The sequence below is a fragment of the Saccharopolyspora sp. NPDC049357 genome (assembly GCF_040677225.1).
In the GTDB taxonomy this organism is placed as follows: domain Bacteria; phylum Actinomycetota; class Actinomycetes; order Mycobacteriales; family Pseudonocardiaceae; genus Saccharopolyspora.
Genome location: NZ_JBFAQJ010000001.1, coordinates 185,156 through 201,413, shown reverse-complemented (window position 1 = coordinate 201,413; position 16,258 = coordinate 185,156). Strand labels below are relative to the sequence as shown.

The following is a 16,258-nucleotide window of genomic DNA, read 5'->3' as shown; positions in this document are numbered from 1 at the left end:
TTAATTGACGGCAAACGATACGTGCCGGATGCTCTGTTGCGAATCGCACGTCGTGTTCCGCAATCAGCAACAGGAGCTACGATGATCTTAGTTGGCGCGGCGGCCGATATCCCGGTCGGAGAGTCAGTACGTGTGCAGGGCAGCGTGGCGATCGCGGTCTTCAACGCGGACGGCACCTTCTACGCGATCGACGACACGTGCACCCACCAGGATGCGTCGCTTTCGGACGGTTGGCTCGAGGACTGCGCGGTCGAGTGCCCCTTGCACGCCGCCTGCTTCGACCTCCGCACCGGAAAACCCAGCGGCCCGCCCGCGCGGAAACCCGTGCGAACGCATGAGGTGGTCATCGTCGACGGGCAGGTGTTCGTGCGCGAAACGATCGAGGTTGGCGCGGATGCTGATGCGGACGTTGCCGGAGTGCTTGGCGAAGGGGTTCGTTGATGCAGACCATTGCCGTTGTCGGTGCGTCCCTCGCCGGGGTGACCGCTACCCGATCCCTGCGCGATCAGGGATTCGAGGGGCGCATCGTCGTGGTCGGCGACGAGGCCCACGCGCCTTACGATCGCCCGCCCCTGTCGAAGGACTTCTTGGCCGGGACGGTTTCGGAAGAGGACCTGACACTGGCGACGCCCGAGGACGACGAGCTGCGCGCGGAGTGGCGCCTCGGGAACCCGGCGACCGCTCTCGACACCGGTGATCGGGCGGTGGTGCTCGGCGACGGCGACCGGATCGTGGCCGACGGCGTGGTGCTGGCGACTGGCGCCCGGGCCAAGAACCTGCCCTGGAACCTGCCGAAGGGCGTGCACACCCTTCGCGCGCTCGACGACGCGCGGGCGCTGCGCGACGAGCTGGTCGTGGGAGCCCGCCTGGTCGTGATCGGGGCGGGGTTCATCGGTTCCGAAATCGCCTCGACGGCGGTGGGCTTGGGCGTTGAAGTCGATGTCGTCGAATCCGCGCCGGTGCCGCTGCTGAAGCCGCTCGGTGCGGAGATGGGCGAGGTCTGCGCCGGGTTGCACGCGACGAAGGGCGTGCGGCTGCACACCGGCGCTGCTCTGGCCGAACTGGTCGGTCGTGAGCAGGTGAGGGCCGTCCGCTTGTCCGACGGTCGCGAGCTGCCCGCCGACGTGGTGGTGGTCGGGATCGGCGCGGAACCGTGCGTGGAATGGCTGCGCGGGTCCGGCGTCGACCTCGACGACGGCGTCGTGACCGAGGCGCGAGGCCTGACCAACGTCCCCGGCGTCGTCGCGGTGGGGGACTGCGCCAACTCCCACCGCAACTTCCTCGGTGCGTCGCGCCGCCTGGAGCACTGGACCAATGCTCTGCAGCAGCCCGTCGTCGCGGTGTCCGCCCTCCTCGGCCGGGACTACGTGCCGCCGGCTCACCACGAGGTGCCGTACTTCTGGTCGGACCAGTACGGCCACAAGATCCAGTTCGCCGGTCGCCGCACCGAGAGCTCCAAGGTCGAAGTGATCGAGGGGAGCCTCGAATCGCTCGACTTCCTCGTGCTCTACCGCGATCAAGACGGCAACCCGGAGGGGGTTCTCGGGATCGATCGCGCCCGCTCGTTCGGGAGGTGGCGCCGCCAGCTTGCTGGTTTCCAGTCGGCCGGGCGGTGACGCATTCGCGCAGTCGGTTCGTCCTGCCAGGGCTGCGGCTCTCGGGTGCTCATCGGGCTCGCAGGGTTCCTCGAACCCTTCGCACCTTCGGAACCGCGCCGACTGCTCATGACCGCATCGCAGTAGGAGGAAAGGATCTTTCGTGAGCTCTGTCGACGCCCACGGCCAGGGGAAGCTGGAATCCACGTCCAGTCTGATCGCGACTTTGCCGGGATCGCATTACACCGACGCAGCGGTCTTCGAGCTCGAGAAGTCGCGGATCTTCCAGAGCAACTGGTTCGCCGCGGCCCGCAGCAGTGACATCCCCTCGCCGGGCAGTTTCCGCAACGTCGACGTCGGAGGGGAGAGCGTCCTGATCGTGCGCGGTCGCGACGGTGCGCTGAGAGCCTTCCTCAACGTCTGCCGCCACCGCGGTGCGCGCCTGTGCACCGAGGAGACCGGATCGGTGCGCAAGTCCTTGCAGTGTCCGTACCACGCGTGGACCTACGGCCTCGATGGTTCGCTCATCGCGGCACCGAACCTGAATTCCATGAACGACGTCAACCGCGACGAGTACGGCCTGATCGGCGTCACCTTGAAGGAGTGGCTCGGAACCGTCTGGGTCTGCCTCGCCGACGAGCCGCCTTCCTTCGAGGACACCGTGCGGGGAGCGGTCACGGCCAGGATGGGTGATCCCTCCGCCATCGACGGTTGGGGAATCGACGAACTCGTCGTCGGCAAGCGGATCACTTACGACGTGAAGGCGAACTGGAAGCTCATCGTCGAGAACTTCATGGAGTGCTACCACTGCGCGACGATCCACCCCGAGCTGACCGAAGTGCTGCCCGAATTCGCCGACGGATACGCCGCGCAGTACTTCGTGGGGCACGGGGCGGAGTTCGGCGAGGAGGTCACCGGTTTCACCGTCGACGGCCAGGGCGGGTTCGGCACCCTCTCCGGCGTCGACGAGGACCACGACCGGCGCTACTACGCGATCACCATCAACCCGCAGGTGTTCATCAACCTCGTCCCGGACCACGTGATCTTCCACCGGATGTACCCGGTGGCCGTGGACCGGACGATCGTCGAGTGCGACTGGCTGTACACCCAGGAGGTCATCGACAGCGGTGTCGATCTCTCCGGTTCGGTGGAGCTCTTCCACCGGGTGAACCAGCAGGACTTCGACGCGTGCGAGCGCTGCCAGCCGGCGATGTCCTCGCGGGCTTATGCCTCGGGTGGCGTGCTGGTCCCCAGCGAGCACCACATCGGGGAGTTCCGGGATTGGGTGGCCTCCGCTGTCGCAGGCTGAGGCCCGCGAGGCGCCGGGAAAGTGTCGTGAAAAGCCCGCACTGCGCTCTGGACTGATATACCAGTCGCATGTCACAGTGGGCGCCGGAACTGCGTTGTCGCCCTCGGTCTGCGGCCTCGCAACCGGAACACGGGTTGCGGTCGAACGTCGGAAGGCGCGTCCGTGGTCGAGGAGCAATCGCGAAGAAGGAGAAAGGCGTTATGCCACAAGAGGTCCGCGGAGTCGTCTCGCTCGCGCAGGGCAAACCCGTCACGGTCGAGACGATCGTGATCCCCGACCCCGGTCCCGGTGAGGCCGTCGTGCAGGTGCAGGCGTGCGGGGTGTGCCACACGGACCTGCACTACCGGGAGGGCGGGATCAACGACGAGTTCCCGTTCCTGCTCGGGCACGAGGCCGCAGGCATCGTGGAATCGGTCGGCGAGGGCGTCGTCAACGTCGCCCCGGGTGATTACGTGATCCTGAACTGGCGCGCGGTCTGCGGGCAGTGCCGTGCCTGCAGCAAGGGCAAGCCGCAGTACTGCTTCGACACGCACAACGCGACGCAGAAGATGACGCTGGCATCGGGTGAGGAGCTGAGCCCGGCACTGGGGATCGGAGCGTTCGCGGAGAAGACCCTCGTGGCCGCCGGGCAGTGCACCAAGGTCAACCCGCGGGTGAAGCCGCAAGTGGCGGGTTTGCTCGGATGCGGCGTGATGGCAGGCATCGGCGCCGCGATCAACACCGGGGGCGTGGGCCGCGGTGATTCGGTCGCGGTCATCGGCTGCGGAGGCGTGGGTGATGCGGCGATCGCGGGTGCGGAGCTCGCAGGAGCGAGCACGATCGTGGCGGTGGACCGAGACCCGCGGAAGCTCGACCAAGCCAGGGAGTTCGGCGCCACGCATGTCGTCGACGCCCGAGAAGCCGACGTCGTCGAGGCCATCCGGAGTCACACCGGCGGATACGGCGCCGACGTGGTGGTCGATGCCGTGGGGCGCCCGGAGACTTGGAAGCAGGCGTTCGAGGCCCGCGACCTGGCCGGCACGGTCGTGCTCGTCGGTGTGCCCACGCCGGACATGATGGCGCCGGAACTGCCGTTGATCGAGTACTTCGGCCGCGGCGGTGCGCTCAAGTCCTCGTGGTACGGCGATTGCCTGCCCTCACGTGATTTCCCCGCGCTGGTCGACTTGCACCTGCAGGGTCGGTTGCCGCTGGAGAAGTTCGTGACCGAGGAGATCTCCCTCGACGGGGTCGAGGACGCCTTCGAGAAGATGCACCGCGGTGACGTGCTGCGTTCGGTGGTGGTCGTGTGAGCCCGATCGAGCACTTGGTCACCTCGGGTACTTTTTCCTTGGACGGGGGCACCTGGGAGGTCGACAACAACGTCTGGCTCATCGGCGACGAACGTGAGGTCCTGGTCATCGACCCCGCGCACGACGCGGATGCGGTCGCGGAGCGGATCGGCGATCGTCGGTTGACGGCGATCGTGTGCACCCACGCCCACGATGACCACGTCAACCAGGCGCCGGTTCTGTCGGACAGCTTCGATGCGCCGATCCTGCTCGACCCGGCCGAAGCTCCGCTGTGGAAGCTGGCGCACCCCGACCGGCAACCGGACCGGGAGCTGTCGCACGGGCAGGTCATCACGGTGGCTGGTATCGAGTTGCGCGTCCTGTCGACGCCGGGGCACTCGCCGGGCTCGGTCTGCCTCCACGCGCCTGAGCTGAGGACGATCTTCACCGGGGACACCCTGTTTCAAGGCGGGCCCGGGGCCACGGGACGGTCCTACTCCAGCTTCGACACGATCATCAGCTCGATCAGCCGCGATTTGCTCGCCCTGCCGGGGGAGACGACTGTCCACACCGGGCACGGAGGCTCCACCACCATCGGGGCCGAGGCTCCGCATCTGGAGGAGTGGAGAGCTCGGGGGTACTGACCCCGGGGTATTCGCGAGAGGTCGTCGCGGACTCTTGACCGAGTTCGCGACGGCCCTTACTTTGACATGTAACTGATATATCAATCACGGAACACAGATACACCAGGAGGTGGCCGCATGTCCGCAACGGTTGATCGTCACGGGGTGGCGAGCGTCGAGAACGCGCTCGGTCTTCCCTTGGCGGAGACGGACCCGGAGGTCCATGCGGCCGTCAACCGGGAATTGGCTCGGCAGCGCGACACGTTGGAGATGATCGCGAGCGAGAACTTCGCGCCGCTGAGCGTGATGCAGGCCCAGGGCTCGGTGCTGACCAACAAGTACGCCGAGGGGTACCCGGGGCGTCGCTACTACGGTGGTTGCGAGAACGTCGACGAGATCGAGCAGCTGGCCATCGACCGGGTCAAAGCGCTTTTCGGAGCCGACTACGCGAACGTGCAGCCGCACTCCGGAGCTCAGGCGAACTCCGCGGTGATGGCCGCGTTGCTGGAGCCGGGCGACACCTTCCTCGGCCTGGACCTCGCGCACGGCGGGCACCTGACGCACGGAATGCGCTTGACGTTCTCGGGGAAGTACTTCGACGCCGCTTCGTACCACGTGCGCGAGGACGACCACCTCGTGGACATGGACGAGCTGGAGCGGCTGGCGAAGGAACGGCGGCCCAAGCTGATCATCGCGGGCTGGTCGGCCTACCCGCGGCACCTGGACTTCGCGGAGTTCCGGCGGATCGCCGACGAGGCCGGTGCCTACCTGATGGTGGACATGGCCCACTTCGCCGGACTGGTGGCAGCCGGTCTGCACCCGTCACCCGTGCCGCACGCGCACGTGGTCACCTCGACCACCCACAAGACGTTGGGAGGACCGCGAGGCGGTGTGGTGCTCGCTGAGGGGAGCTTGGCGAAGAAGCTGAACTCCAGCGTCTTCCCGGGCCTGCAAGGCGGTCCGCTCGAGCACGTGATCGCGGGCAAGGCGGTGGCGTTCAAGCTCGCCGGCGAGGCCGCCTTCCGCGAGCGGCAGGAGCGCACCCTGGCCGGGGCGAGAATCCTGGCCGACCGTCTGTCGCTGGAGGAGAGCGTCGGCGTGGTGTCCGGTGGAACCGACGTCCACCTGGTGCTGGTCGATCTCCGCGATTCCGAGATGGACGGGAAGCAAGCCGAAGATCGGCTGCACCAGGTGGGCATCACGGTGAACCGCAACGCGGTCCCGTTCGACCCGCGACCGCCGATGGTCTCCTCCGGCGTCCGCATCGGAACTCCCGCGCTGGCCGCGCGTGGCTTCGACGACGAGGACTTCCGCGAGGTCGCGGACATCATCGCGCTGACGCTGCGCCCCGAGACACCGCAAGCCGGTCTCGACGCCCTCACCGAGCGCGTCGCGAAACTCGCCCAGAGCCGTTCTCTGTACCCGGAGCTGCAGGCATGAACACGAACTCCACGCCTCCCGGCGCGGACCTGCCCGAACACCCTGATTTCCTCTGGCGCAACCCGGAGCCGAAGAAGTCCTACGACGTGGTCATCATCGGTGGCGGCGGGCACGGTCTGGCAACCGCGCACTACCTGGCGAAGAACCACGGCATCACCAACGTCGCCGTGCTGGAGAAGGGTTGGCTCGCGGGCGGCAACATGGCCCGCAACACCACGCTGATCCGCTCCAACTACCTGTGGGACGAATCGGCCGCGATCTACGAGCACGCCTTGAAGCTGTGGGAAGGGCTCGAGGACGAACTCGGCTACCCGATCCTGTTCTCCCAGCGCGGTGTGCTCAACCTCGCCCACACCGAGCAGGACATCCGGGATTCGGTGCGCCGGGTCGAGGCCAACAAGCTCAACGGCATCGACGCTGAGTGGCTGGGCCCGGACGAGGTCAAGCAGGTCTGCCCGATCGTCAACGTCTCCGACGACATCCGCTACCCGGTGCAGGGCGCGACCTACCAGCCCCGGGCGGGGATCGCCAAGCACGACTACGTCGCGTGGGGGTTCGCCCGGAGTGCGGACGAGGCCGGGATCGACCTGATCCAGGACTGCGAGGTCACCGGGTTCACCGTGGACGGTGAACGGGTGACCGGCGTGCGCACCAGTCGCGGTGACATCGCCTGCGGGACCGTCGCGCTGTGCTCCTCCGGGCACACCTCCGTCCTGCTGGACAAGCTCGGTGTTCGCGCTCCCTTGCAGTCGCACCCGTTGCAGGCGCTGGTGTCGGAGCTGCTGGAGCCGGTGCACCCGACGATCGTGATGTCCAACGCCGTGCACGTGTACGTCTCCCAGGCGCACAAGGGCGAGCTGGTGATGGGCGCAGGCGTGGACTCCTACAACGGCTACGGGCAGCGCGGCGCGTTCCACATCATCGAGCGGCAGATGGCCGCTGCCGTGGAACTGTTCCCGGTCTTCGCCCGCGCACACCTGCTGCGCAGCTGGGCGGGAATCGTCGACGTCACCCCGGACGCGAGCCCGATCGTGGGGCGCACACCGTTCGAGAACGTCTACGTCAACTCCGGCTGGGGGACCGGAGGGTTCAAGGTCACGCCGGGGCTCGGGACGTGCTACGCGCACACCATCGCCCACGGCGAACCGCATCCGCACATCGCGCCGTTCAGCCTCGACCGCTTCACGACCGGAGCGCTCGTCGACGAACACGGCGCCGCTGCCGTCGCCCACTGAAACCGAGGACTGCTAGCCATGCAACTGATCCACTGCCCTTGGTGCGGCCCCCGCGAGGAAGTCGAGTTCCACTACGGCGGCCAGGCCGACGTCCCCTACCCGCAGAGCCCTGCTGATCTGTCGGACCGGGAATGGGCCGAGTTCGTGTTCTACCGCGACAACGACAAGGGGCCGTTCCCCGAGCGTTGGTGCCACAGCACGGGCTGCCGGCGCTGGTTCAACGCCGTCCGGGACACGCGCACGTACGAGTTCCTGGCCATCTACCGAGTCGGTGAACCGGTGCCCGACGTTCCCGGCGTGGAATCGACGAAGCCGGAGGTGCGGGCATGAGCCGGGTCGACGGGTATGGCCGCATCGACCGCGGTCGCACGCTCACCTTCACCTTCGACGGGCGCTCCTACACCGGCCACCCGGGCGACACCTTGGCCTCCGCCCTGCTGGCCAACGACGTCCACCACGTCGGCACCAGCGTGAAGCTGGGACGGCCGCGCGGTATCGGCGCAGCGTGGACCGAGGACGCCACGGGCCTGGTGCAGATCGAGAAGCCCTTCCCGGAACCGATGCTGCAGGCTGCCGCGGTCGAGCTCACCGACGGCCTCGTGGCTCGCGGCGTCAACGGGCAGGGGCGTCTGGCCGAGCGTCCCGATCCCGCCCGCTACGACCGCAAGCACACCCACGTCGACACCCTCGTGATCGGCGCAGGCCCGGCCGGGCTGCTCGCCGCGCGCAGCGCCGCCCGCGCCGGGGAGAGCGTCGTCCTGGTCGACGATCGCGCCACCGCAGGTGGCAGTCTGACCGGTGCTGAGCGGATCGGTGGGCGGTCGGCGCTGGAGTTCGTGGCGGAGGTCGTCGACGAGCTGACCGCGAACCCGGAGGTCCTGCACCTGCAGCGCACCACTGCGTTCGGCCAGTACGACGACGGGTTCGTGCTCGCGCTGGAACGCCGCACCGATCACCCCGGTTCCGCAGCTCCGTCGAACCGCAGTCGTCAACGCGTGCATCGGATCCGCGCGCTGAAGGTCGTCGTCGCAGCCGGTGCCCACGAGCGTCCGATCGTGTTCGACAACAACGACCTCCCCGGAATCATGCTCGCATCGGCAGCGCGCGACTACCTGCACCGCTACGGCGTGCTCGCAGGGCGGCAGGTCGTCGTGTTCACCAGCGATGACGCCGCCTACTCCGCGGCGATCGACCTCTCCACCGCCGGTGCGGCCGTGACGGTCCTCGACGCCCGGGACGAACTGCCGCCGGACTGGGCGGAGCGGGCGGCGGCCAGCGGTGTCGAGGTTTCCGCGTCCACGGTGGTCATCCGCGCGGAAGGCGAGGAACACGTCGGCGCGGTGGTCGCGCGCAAGCCTGGTGGGGAGGTGCGAATCGCGGCTGACCTGCTGCTCGTCTCGGGTGGTTGGAACCCGGCGGTGCACCTGTTCAGCCACGTCAAGGGCGCGCTGACCTACGACGCCGCGCTCGGTTCGTTCCGGCCGGCCGGAAGCCTGCCCGGCATCACGGTGATCGGTGCGGCCAACGGCACCCTCGACCTGGACGGCGTCGTGCGGGCCGGAGCCGGTGCGGAGGCGCCGGCGGTCGATGCGGAGCCGCCGCGCACACCGACGAAGGTGATCTGGCGGACCGACGGAGACGCGGCCCAGCAGTTCGTCGACATCCAGCGCGACGCCACGGTGAGCGACATCGCCCGCGCGGTCGGCGCCGGGTTGCACTCGGTGGAGCACGTCAAGCGCTACACCACGATCGGCACGGCGCATGACCAGGGCAAGACCTCGGGCGTGATCGCCTCCGGCATCACCGCCGAACTGCTGGGCCGTCCGATCGAGGACCTGGGCACCACGACGTTCCGGCCGCCGTACACACCGGTGGCCTTCGCGGCCCTGGCCGGGCGCGAACGCGGCGGCCTGTTCGACCCCGAGCGGATCACCGCGGTGCATCCTTGGCACGTCGACGCCGGTGCGGTGTTCGAGGACGTGGGTCAGTGGAAGCGAGCCCGCTACTACCCGGAGCCCGGCGAGGACATGGACACCGCCGTGCTGCGGGAGTGCGCGGCAACCCGGTCAGGCGTCGGCATCCTCGACGGCTCCACGCTGGGCAAGATCGATGTCCAAGGGCCGGATTCAGGTGCCTTCCTGGACCGGATCTACACGAACATGATGAGCACCCTCAAGGTCGGCCGGGTGCGCTACGGCGTCATGTGCGGCAACGACGGCATGATCATCGACGACGGCACGGTCCTGCGCATCGCGGAGAACCGCTTCCTGGTCACCACGACCACCGGCGGAGCGGCGAAGGTCTTGGACTGGATGGAGGAGTGGCTCCAGACGGAATGGCCCGAGCTGCAGGTGCACCTCGCGTCGGTCACCGAGCAGTGGGCGGTCTTCCCGGTCGTCGGGCCGCGTTCGCGTGAGGTGCTCGGCGAGGTGTTCCGCGACCTGGACGTGTCGAACGACGCGTTCCCGTTCATGTCGTGGAAGGACACGAATCTCGACGGCGTTCCCGTCCGAGTCGCCCGGATCTCGTTCTCCGGCGAGCTGGCGTACGAGGTCAACGTCAACTCCTGGTACGGACTTTCGCTGTGGAAGCGGTTGCTGGGAGCGGGCAAGCGCTACGGCATCACGCCGTACGGCACCGAGACGATGCACGTGCTGCGCGCCGAGAAGGGCTACCCGATCATCGGACAGGACACCGACGGCACGGTCGCCCCGCACGACCTGGGCATGAACTGGGTGGTGTCGAAGAAGAAGGAAGACTTCATCGGCAAGCGCTCGTTCTCCCGTGCCGAGAACCTGAATCCGCTGCGGAAGCAACTCGTCTCGCTGCTCCCGACGGATCGGCGCACCAAGTTGCGCGAGGGCTCGCAGATCGTGGAATTCCGAGCGGACGGAACTCTTCCCGAGCCACCGGTCCCGATGCTCGGACATGTCACGTCCAGCTATCACAGCGCCGAGCTCGGCCGGCCGTTCGCGCTGGCGCTGGTGAAGAACGGCCGTGCCCGCGTCGGCGATCTGGTGCACGTCCCGGTGGACGGTGCGCTCGTCGAGGCGGAGATCGGCGAAACCGTGCTCGTGGACCCGGAAGGAGCGCGCCGAGATGGCTAATGCGCTTCGCGCTACGCACCCCCTGGACGACTGGAAGCACGCCCTGGCCGCGCTGACCTGGTCGATCGACGGCCTGGCGGTCAAACCCGAGGAACTCGTGTCCGCGGTGGATCTGCGCATCGATCCCGCCGGTCCAGGTTCCGCGGCGGTCGAGCACGCGTTGGGCTCGGCGCTCCCGGTCAAACCCAACACCTGGACCTCCACCCGTGAGGGGCAGATCGTCTGGCTCGGTCCGGACGAATGGCTCGTGACGAGCAAGGTCTTCCGGCCGCACGAACTGGAGGGCTCACTCGTCAGGGTCGTGTCCGCGCACGGTGGCGCGGCCGTGGACGTGTCCGCGCAGCGCACCGGGATCCGCGTGAGCGGCGGACAGGCGCGCGAACTGCTCTCGTTCGGGTGCTCGCTCGACCTGCGACCCGCCGCGTTCCCGAAGGGCTCGAGCGCGCAGACCAGCATCGGGCAGGCCGGGGTGCTGATCCTCGCCCTGGGCGACGGTGATGACTTCCGGCTCTTCGTCCGGCCGTCGTTCGCGGGTTATCTCGCGGACTGGCTCCTCGACACGGCCGAGGAATTGCGCACCACCGAGTAGCACGGGGTCGGCCGTGACCGTGGGCACGGCCGACCTCCCCCCCAGAGCATCCTCCGCGCGGTCACGCCAGACCCCCAGTTAAGGAGCGCCCCCCGCCATGAGCACCACCCCTCGTGTCGTCATCATCGGCGCCGGGATCGTCGGCGCCAATCTCGCCGACGAGCTCACCGAGCGCGGCTGGACCGAGGTCACCGTCCTCGACCAGGGACCGCTGCCGCTCACCGGTGGCTCGACCTCGCACGCACCCGGCGTCGTCTTCCAGACCAGCCCCTCCAAGACCATGACCGAGTTCGCGACTTACACGGTCGAGAAGTTCAGCAGCATCGAGGTGGACGGCGCCCGGTGCTTCAACCAGGTCGGTGGCCTCGAAGTCGCGACCACCCCGGAACGGCTCGCCGACCTGCACCGCAAGCAGGGCTGGGCGACGTCCTGGGGCGTTCCCAGCGAGGTCGTCGGGCCGGAGCGGTGCGCGGAGCTGCACCCGCTTCTGGACCGCGAGCGCGTGCTCGGCGGTCTCCACACGCCCACGGACGGACTGGCCAAGTCGCCCCGAGCCGTCGCTGCTCTCATCGGCCGCGCTGAGGCGCGTGGAGCGGTGTTCCGCGGTTCGACCCGCGTGACCGAGGTCGTGCAGCGCAGCGGCCGCGTCGCCGGAGTGCGCACGGACGGCGGCGAGGAGATCGCCGCGGACGTCGTGGTCTCCTGCGCCGGTTTCTGGGGCAAGGCAGTCGGCGAGCTCGTCGGCATGAAGGTGCCGCTGCTCCCGCTGGCCCACCAGTTCGCCCGCACCGGGCAGATCGCGGAGTTGGTCGGGCGCAACGACGAGCAGACCGAGGCGAGTCTGCCGGCGCTGCGCCACCAGGACCGCGATCTCTACTTCCGGGAGTACGACGACTGCCTCGGCATCGGCAGCTACGCCCACCGCCCGATGCCGGCGCAGCTGTCGGAGCTGCCCGAGGTCGACGGCGATGGCGTCAGCGAGGCGGCGATGCCCTCGATGCTGCCGTTCACCGAGGAGGACTTCGCCGCCGCGTGGGAGCACAGCAAGGAGCTGCTCCCGTCGTTGCGGAGTGCGAAGATCGACTCCGGGTTCAACGGCGTCTTCTCCTTCACGCCCGACGGCGGTCCGCTGGTCGGCGAGTCGCCGGACGTGGCCGGGTTCTGGGTCGCTGAAGCGGTGTGGGTGACCCACTCCGCCGGCGTCGCCCGTGCCGTCGCCCAGCTGCTGGTGCACGGCCGCAGTGAGACCGAGCTCCACGGCTGCGATGTCAACAGGTTCGACGAGATTCAAACCACCGATGCCTACGTCGACGAGACCTCGCAGCAGAACTTCGTGGAGATCTACGACGTCCGGCACCCGTTGCAGCCGAGGTTCTCACCGCGGGACCTGCGGGTGAGTCCGTTCCACGCGCGGCAGAAGGAACTGGGCGCGTTCTTCCTGGAATCGCACGGTTGGGAACGGCCGCACTGGTACGAGGCCAACGCGCGCCTGGTGACCGAGCTGCCGACCGAGTGGCAGCCGCCGTCGCGCGATGCGTGGTCGGCGATGTTCCACTCGCCGATCGCGGCGGCCGAGGCGTGGAAGACCCGCACGGCGGTCGCCATGTACGACATGACCTCGCTCAAGCGCATCGAGGTCAGCGGCTCTGGGGCCGTGGCGTTCCTGCAGCGCCTGACCACCGGCAAGATGGACAAGTCGGTCGGCTCGGTGACCTATGCCCTGATGCTCGACGAGGCCGGCGGTGTTCGTTCCGATGTCACCGTTGCCAGGCTGGGTGAGCAGCTGTTCCAGGTCGGGGCCAACAGCAACCTGGACATGGATCACTTCCTGCGCGAGGCCCCGGACGACGGCAGCGTCCAGATCCGCGACATCACCGGCGGTACGTGCTGCATCGGTGTGTGGGGTCCTCTGGCCCGGGACCTGGTGCAGTCCTTGAGCGGTGACGACTTCTCCCACGCGGCGCTGAAGTACTTCCGCCTCAAGCACGCGCACATCGCCGGTCTCCCGGTCACCGCGATGCGGCTGTCCTACGTGGGTGAGCTCGGCTGGGAGATCTACACCAGCGCCGAGTACGGACAGCGGCTCTGGGACGCGCTGTGGGAGGCCGGACGGCCGCTGGGCGTCATCGCCGCGGGACGTGCCGCGTTCAACAGCCTCCGCCTCGAGAAGGGATACCGCTCGTGGGGCGGTGACATGACCACCGAGCACAACCCCTACGAGGCCGGCCTCGGGTTCGCCTTGAACAAGAAGAAGACCGACTACGTGGGCTACGACGCGGTCGCCGACCTCAGCGCTGACACCGTCACCCGACGCCTTTCGTGCCTGACCATCGACGATGGCCGCAGCGTGGTGCTCGGCAGCGAACCCGTCTTCGTCGGCGGCGAGCCTGCCGGCTACGTGACGTCGGCGGCCTTCGGCCACACCATCGGCAAGCCGATCGCGTACGCATGGCTGCCTGCCTCGGCCACGCCGGGGACTTCGGTGGAAATCCAGTACTTCGACCGGAAGGTGCGCGCCACCGTCGCCGTCGAGCCGCTGGTCGATCCGGAGATGACCCGCATTCGCCGTTGACCCCAAGCCGGGGTGCGCGGTCTGAAAAGGGTCGGTGGCCGCGCACCCCACCCCATCCCTCGTCGGTCCCGGAAGCGCAACCGGACTGCCGCACGAGTCCTGCGATCACATTCCCAGCACGCAGAGAAGAAGGACCGATGCCATGCGCATGGAAACCCTCGAACGTTTTCTGGGCTCGCTCTCAGACCGGGTGGCAGCCCCGGGAGGTGGGGCGAGCGCCGGGTTGCACGCTGCTCAGGCCGCCGCGCTGGTCGCGATGGTCGCCCGCTACAGCGACGGCGAGAAGTACTCCGAACACGCCGCGACGATCACGGCGGTGCGGAACGACACCGATCAGCTCCGCGAGCTCGCGCTGACGTTGGCCGAAGACGACGCCTCCGCTTTCGGCGCGGTCGGTGCGGCCTACGCGCTCCCGCGCTCCACCGACGAGCAGAAGGAGGCCCGGTCGCGAGCGATCGCGGCTGCCCTGGTCGAGGCCGGTCGGGTTCCCGCGAGGGTGGTTGCCGTTGCCGAGCAGGTCGTCGGCTTGGCCGAAGAGCTGCTGCCGATCGGAAATCGCAACGTGATCAGCGATATCGCCGCTGCTGCGGAAGCCGCCCGCGCGGCGGCGACCACCGCGCGCGTGAACGTGGAGGTCAACCTCAACGGGATCAGCGGCGCCGAGGAGCGCACCGAGCTGATCACCTCGATCGCCGAAGTCGACGACATCACCGCGCGCGCGGACAAGGTCACCGCCGCAGTACGGGAGGTAATCGGACGATGACAGGACAACTGGTTTCCGATGAACCGGCCACGGCAGTGCTCAGCGGAGCGGCCCTGGCCAAGGAGATCCGTGCCGGGGTGACAGCGGCAGCGGAGACGCTCGCGAGAGCCGGCACACCGCCGCGCTTGGCGGTCGTCGTGGCCACCGACGACGAATCCACCGCCTGGTACGTCCGCTCGATCGCCAAGGCCGCGTCGAAAACGGGAATCCGTTGCGACATAGTCGATCTGGGCTCCGAAGCGACACCCGATGAGATCCGCGACCGGCTCACCGAGCTGAGCGAGGACGCGTCAGTGCACGGAATCATGCTGCAGACCCCGCTGCCCGGCGGAGCGTCCGTCGAAGACCTGGCGGCTTCGATCGTCCCGGACAAGGACGTCGACGGTGCCAATCCGGTGTCGTTGGGGCGACTTAGCGCCGGCATGCCCGCGTTCGTGCCGGCCACCGCCGCAGCGGTGATGGAATTGCTGGACCACTACGCGGTTCCGCTGGCAGGCCGTCGGGCCGTCGTCGTCGGACGCTCCAACGTGGTCGGCAAGCCGGCAGCGCAACTGCTGCTGCAGCGCGATGCGACCGTGACCGTGTGCCACCGCCACACTCGTGATCTCGCCGCGCACACTCGCCCCGCTGAGGTCCTGGTGGTGGCCGTCGGCCGGGTCGGCTTGATCGGCGCTGAGCACGTCGACGCCGGTGCTGTCGTGATCGATGTGGGAACCAATCCGACAGCTGACGGCGGTTTGACCGGCGACGTCGACGAGGCGGGCGTGGCGGGTTCGGTGGCCGGGTTGACTCCGGTTCCCGGCGGAGTGGGGCCGGTGACGACAGCGCTGCTGCTCCGGCACACGATCGAGTCGGCTTCGCGGAGCCGAACATGACAGGCCCGCCCGCCGCCACCGCAGCTCCGCGGGCGCCTGCGGCTGCTGTCGAGGAGTTGCTGCGACTGCTCCGCGGTCCGCGCACGTTGGTGTGCGGAATCCTCAACGTCACGCCGGATTCGTTCTCCGACGGCGGGGCCTACTGGCACAGCGGCGCTGCCGCGTGGCGTGGACTCCGCTTGGTCGAAGAGGGTGCCGACATCCTCGACATCGGCGGTGAATCCACTCGGCCGGGTGCGTCCCCGCCCAGTGTCGCTGAGGAGCTCGACCGCGTGGTGGGGGTCGTCGAGAAGCTGGCGGCGCAGACGGACGTTCCGCTGTCGGTCGACACCTCACGACCGGAGGTGATGCGGGAAGCCGTGGCCGCGGGTGCGACGTTGATCAACGACGTGCGTGCGCTCCGCCATCCCGGTGCGCTGGAGATGGCGTCGGACCTGGGCGTGCCCGTGTGCTTGTCGCACATGCTCAGGCCACCGAACCTGATGCAGCACGATCCGAGCTACGAGGACGTGCTCGTCGACGTGGCCTCGTTCCTCCGGGAGCGGATCGATGCGTGCGTGAGCGCGGGGATCCCGCGCGAGCACATCGTGATCGACCCGGGGTTCGGGTTCGGCAAGACCCTCGAGCACAACCTGGCGTTGTTGCGCTCGCTGAGTTCGTTCACCGAGCTCGACGCACCTGTGATGGCCGGTCTGTCCCGCAAGGCGATGCTCGGCCAGATCACAGCACGGCCGGTCGGGGACCGGGAGGCGGCGTCGGTCGCCGCCGCCGTGCTGGCGGCGCAGCGCGGGGCGAAGGTGCTCAGGGTGCACGACGTGGCGGCCACGGTCGACGTGCTCAAGGTGCTCGGCGCCGTCGAGGGATGAGTGGGCGTGCCGGGCG

At 68.5% G+C, this 16,258-nt stretch carries 14 protein-coding genes; all 14 read left to right on the top strand.

Annotated features, from left to right (window positions below):
* Positions 1 to 81: 81 nt before the first annotated feature.
* The 14 genes from AB0J91_RS00925 to folP all read left to right on the top strand — a co-directional run bounded on the left by AB0J91_RS00925 (position 82) and on the right by folP (position 16,242).
* Complete coding sequence (locus tag AB0J91_RS00925; protein WP_363862592.1) at positions 82 to 441, top strand: bifunctional 3-phenylpropionate/cinnamic acid dioxygenase ferredoxin subunit; 360 nt, start codon at positions 82 to 84, stop codon at positions 439 to 441.
* Positions 441 to 1,616, top strand: a complete 1,176-nt coding sequence (locus tag AB0J91_RS00920; protein ID WP_363862589.1) for an FAD-dependent oxidoreductase — start codon at positions 441 to 443, stop codon at positions 1,614 to 1,616. The genes AB0J91_RS00925 and AB0J91_RS00920 overlap by 1 nt, the downstream gene beginning before the upstream one ends.
* Positions 1,617 to 1,758: 142 nt before the next feature.
* Positions 1,759 to 2,904, top strand: a complete 1,146-nt coding sequence (locus AB0J91_RS00915; protein WP_363862586.1) for an aromatic ring-hydroxylating dioxygenase subunit alpha — start codon at positions 1,759 to 1,761, stop codon at positions 2,902 to 2,904.
* A 200-nt stretch (positions 2,905 to 3,104) separates the two neighbouring features.
* Positions 3,105 to 4,193, top strand: coding sequence for an S-(hydroxymethyl)mycothiol dehydrogenase (locus AB0J91_RS00910; RefSeq protein ID WP_363787770.1), 1,089 nt, complete (start codon positions 3,105 to 3,107; stop codon positions 4,191 to 4,193).
* Positions 4,190 to 4,816 (top strand): MBL fold metallo-hydrolase, encoded by a 627-nt coding sequence (locus tag AB0J91_RS00905; RefSeq protein WP_363862583.1) that lies wholly within the window; start codon positions 4,190 to 4,192, stop codon positions 4,814 to 4,816. The genes AB0J91_RS00910 and AB0J91_RS00905 overlap by 4 nt, the downstream gene beginning before the upstream one ends.
* A gap of 117 nt (positions 4,817 to 4,933) precedes the next feature.
* Entirely contained in the window at positions 4,934 to 6,235 is a 1,302-nt protein-coding gene (gene glyA, locus AB0J91_RS00900) for a serine hydroxymethyltransferase (RefSeq protein ID WP_363862580.1), read from the top strand.
* Positions 6,232 to 7,470 (top strand): sarcosine oxidase subunit beta family protein, encoded by a 1,239-nt coding sequence (locus tag AB0J91_RS00895; protein ID WP_363862577.1) that lies wholly within the window; start codon positions 6,232 to 6,234, stop codon positions 7,468 to 7,470. Before glyA ends, AB0J91_RS00895 begins: the two co-directional genes overlap by 4 nt.
* Positions 7,471 to 7,488: 18 nt before the next feature.
* Complete coding sequence (locus AB0J91_RS00890) at positions 7,489 to 7,800, top strand: sarcosine oxidase subunit delta (protein WP_363862574.1); 312 nt, start codon at positions 7,489 to 7,491, stop codon at positions 7,798 to 7,800.
* A complete protein-coding gene (locus tag AB0J91_RS00885; RefSeq protein ID WP_363862571.1) occupies positions 7,797 to 10,577 on the top strand; it encodes a 2Fe-2S iron-sulfur cluster-binding protein in 2,781 nt (926 codons plus the stop codon). The genes AB0J91_RS00890 and AB0J91_RS00885 overlap by 4 nt, the downstream gene beginning before the upstream one ends.
* The gene (locus tag AB0J91_RS00880) at positions 10,570 to 11,166 is read left to right on the top strand and encodes a sarcosine oxidase subunit gamma family protein (protein WP_363862568.1); all 597 of its coding nucleotides are present in this window, start codon (positions 10,570 to 10,572) and stop codon (positions 11,164 to 11,166) included. The genes AB0J91_RS00885 and AB0J91_RS00880 overlap by 8 nt, the downstream gene beginning before the upstream one ends.
* Positions 11,167 to 11,263: 97 nt before the next feature.
* Positions 11,264 to 13,738, top strand: coding sequence for an FAD-dependent oxidoreductase (locus tag AB0J91_RS00875; RefSeq protein ID WP_363862565.1), 2,475 nt, complete (start codon positions 11,264 to 11,266; stop codon positions 13,736 to 13,738).
* 142 nt (positions 13,739 to 13,880) lie between these two features.
* A complete protein-coding gene (locus AB0J91_RS00870; protein WP_363862562.1) occupies positions 13,881 to 14,501 on the top strand; it encodes a cyclodeaminase/cyclohydrolase family protein in 621 nt (206 codons plus the stop codon).
* Positions 14,498 to 15,376, top strand: a complete 879-nt coding sequence (locus tag AB0J91_RS00865) for a bifunctional 5,10-methylenetetrahydrofolate dehydrogenase/5,10-methenyltetrahydrofolate cyclohydrolase (RefSeq protein ID WP_363862559.1) — start codon at positions 14,498 to 14,500, stop codon at positions 15,374 to 15,376. The genes AB0J91_RS00870 and AB0J91_RS00865 overlap by 4 nt, the downstream gene beginning before the upstream one ends.
* The gene (folP, locus tag AB0J91_RS00860) at positions 15,373 to 16,242 is read left to right on the top strand and encodes a dihydropteroate synthase (protein ID WP_363862556.1); all 870 of its coding nucleotides are present in this window, start codon (positions 15,373 to 15,375) and stop codon (positions 16,240 to 16,242) included. The genes AB0J91_RS00865 and folP overlap by 4 nt, the downstream gene beginning before the upstream one ends.
* The last annotated feature ends 16 nt before the right edge of the window (positions 16,243 to 16,258 follow it).

What these genes read in the sequence shown, in the direction of transcription:
- AB0J91_RS00880 (WP_363862568.1), top strand. Translation starts at nt 10,570, where the DNA reads ATGGCTAATGCGCTTCGCGCTACGCACCCCCTGGACGACTGGAAGCAC.
- AB0J91_RS00875 (WP_363862565.1), top strand. Translation starts at nt 11,264, where the DNA reads ATGAGCACCACCCCTCGTGTCGTCATCATCGGCGCCGGGATCGTCGGC.
- AB0J91_RS00870 (WP_363862562.1), top strand. Translation starts at nt 13,881, where the DNA reads ATGCGCATGGAAACCCTCGAACGTTTTCTGGGCTCGCTCTCAGACCGG.
- folP (WP_363862556.1), top strand. Translation starts at nt 15,373, where the DNA reads ATGACAGGCCCGCCCGCCGCCACCGCAGCTCCGCGGGCGCCTGCGGCT.
- AB0J91_RS00895 (WP_363862577.1), top strand. Translation starts at nt 6,232, where the DNA reads ATGAACACGAACTCCACGCCTCCCGGCGCGGACCTGCCCGAACACCCT.
- glyA (WP_363862580.1), top strand. Translation starts at nt 4,934, where the DNA reads ATGTCCGCAACGGTTGATCGTCACGGGGTGGCGAGCGTCGAGAACGCG.
- AB0J91_RS00885 (WP_363862571.1), top strand. Translation starts at nt 7,797, where the DNA reads ATGAGCCGGGTCGACGGGTATGGCCGCATCGACCGCGGTCGCACGCTC.
- AB0J91_RS00910 (WP_363787770.1), top strand. Translation starts at nt 3,105, where the DNA reads ATGCCACAAGAGGTCCGCGGAGTCGTCTCGCTCGCGCAGGGCAAACCC.
- AB0J91_RS00865 (WP_363862559.1), top strand. Translation starts at nt 14,498, where the DNA reads ATGACAGGACAACTGGTTTCCGATGAACCGGCCACGGCAGTGCTCAGC.
- AB0J91_RS00890 (WP_363862574.1), top strand. Translation starts at nt 7,489, where the DNA reads ATGCAACTGATCCACTGCCCTTGGTGCGGCCCCCGCGAGGAAGTCGAG.
- AB0J91_RS00920 (WP_363862589.1), top strand. Translation starts at nt 441, where the DNA reads ATGCAGACCATTGCCGTTGTCGGTGCGTCCCTCGCCGGGGTGACCGCT.
- AB0J91_RS00925 (WP_363862592.1), top strand. Translation starts at nt 82, where the DNA reads ATGATCTTAGTTGGCGCGGCGGCCGATATCCCGGTCGGAGAGTCAGTA.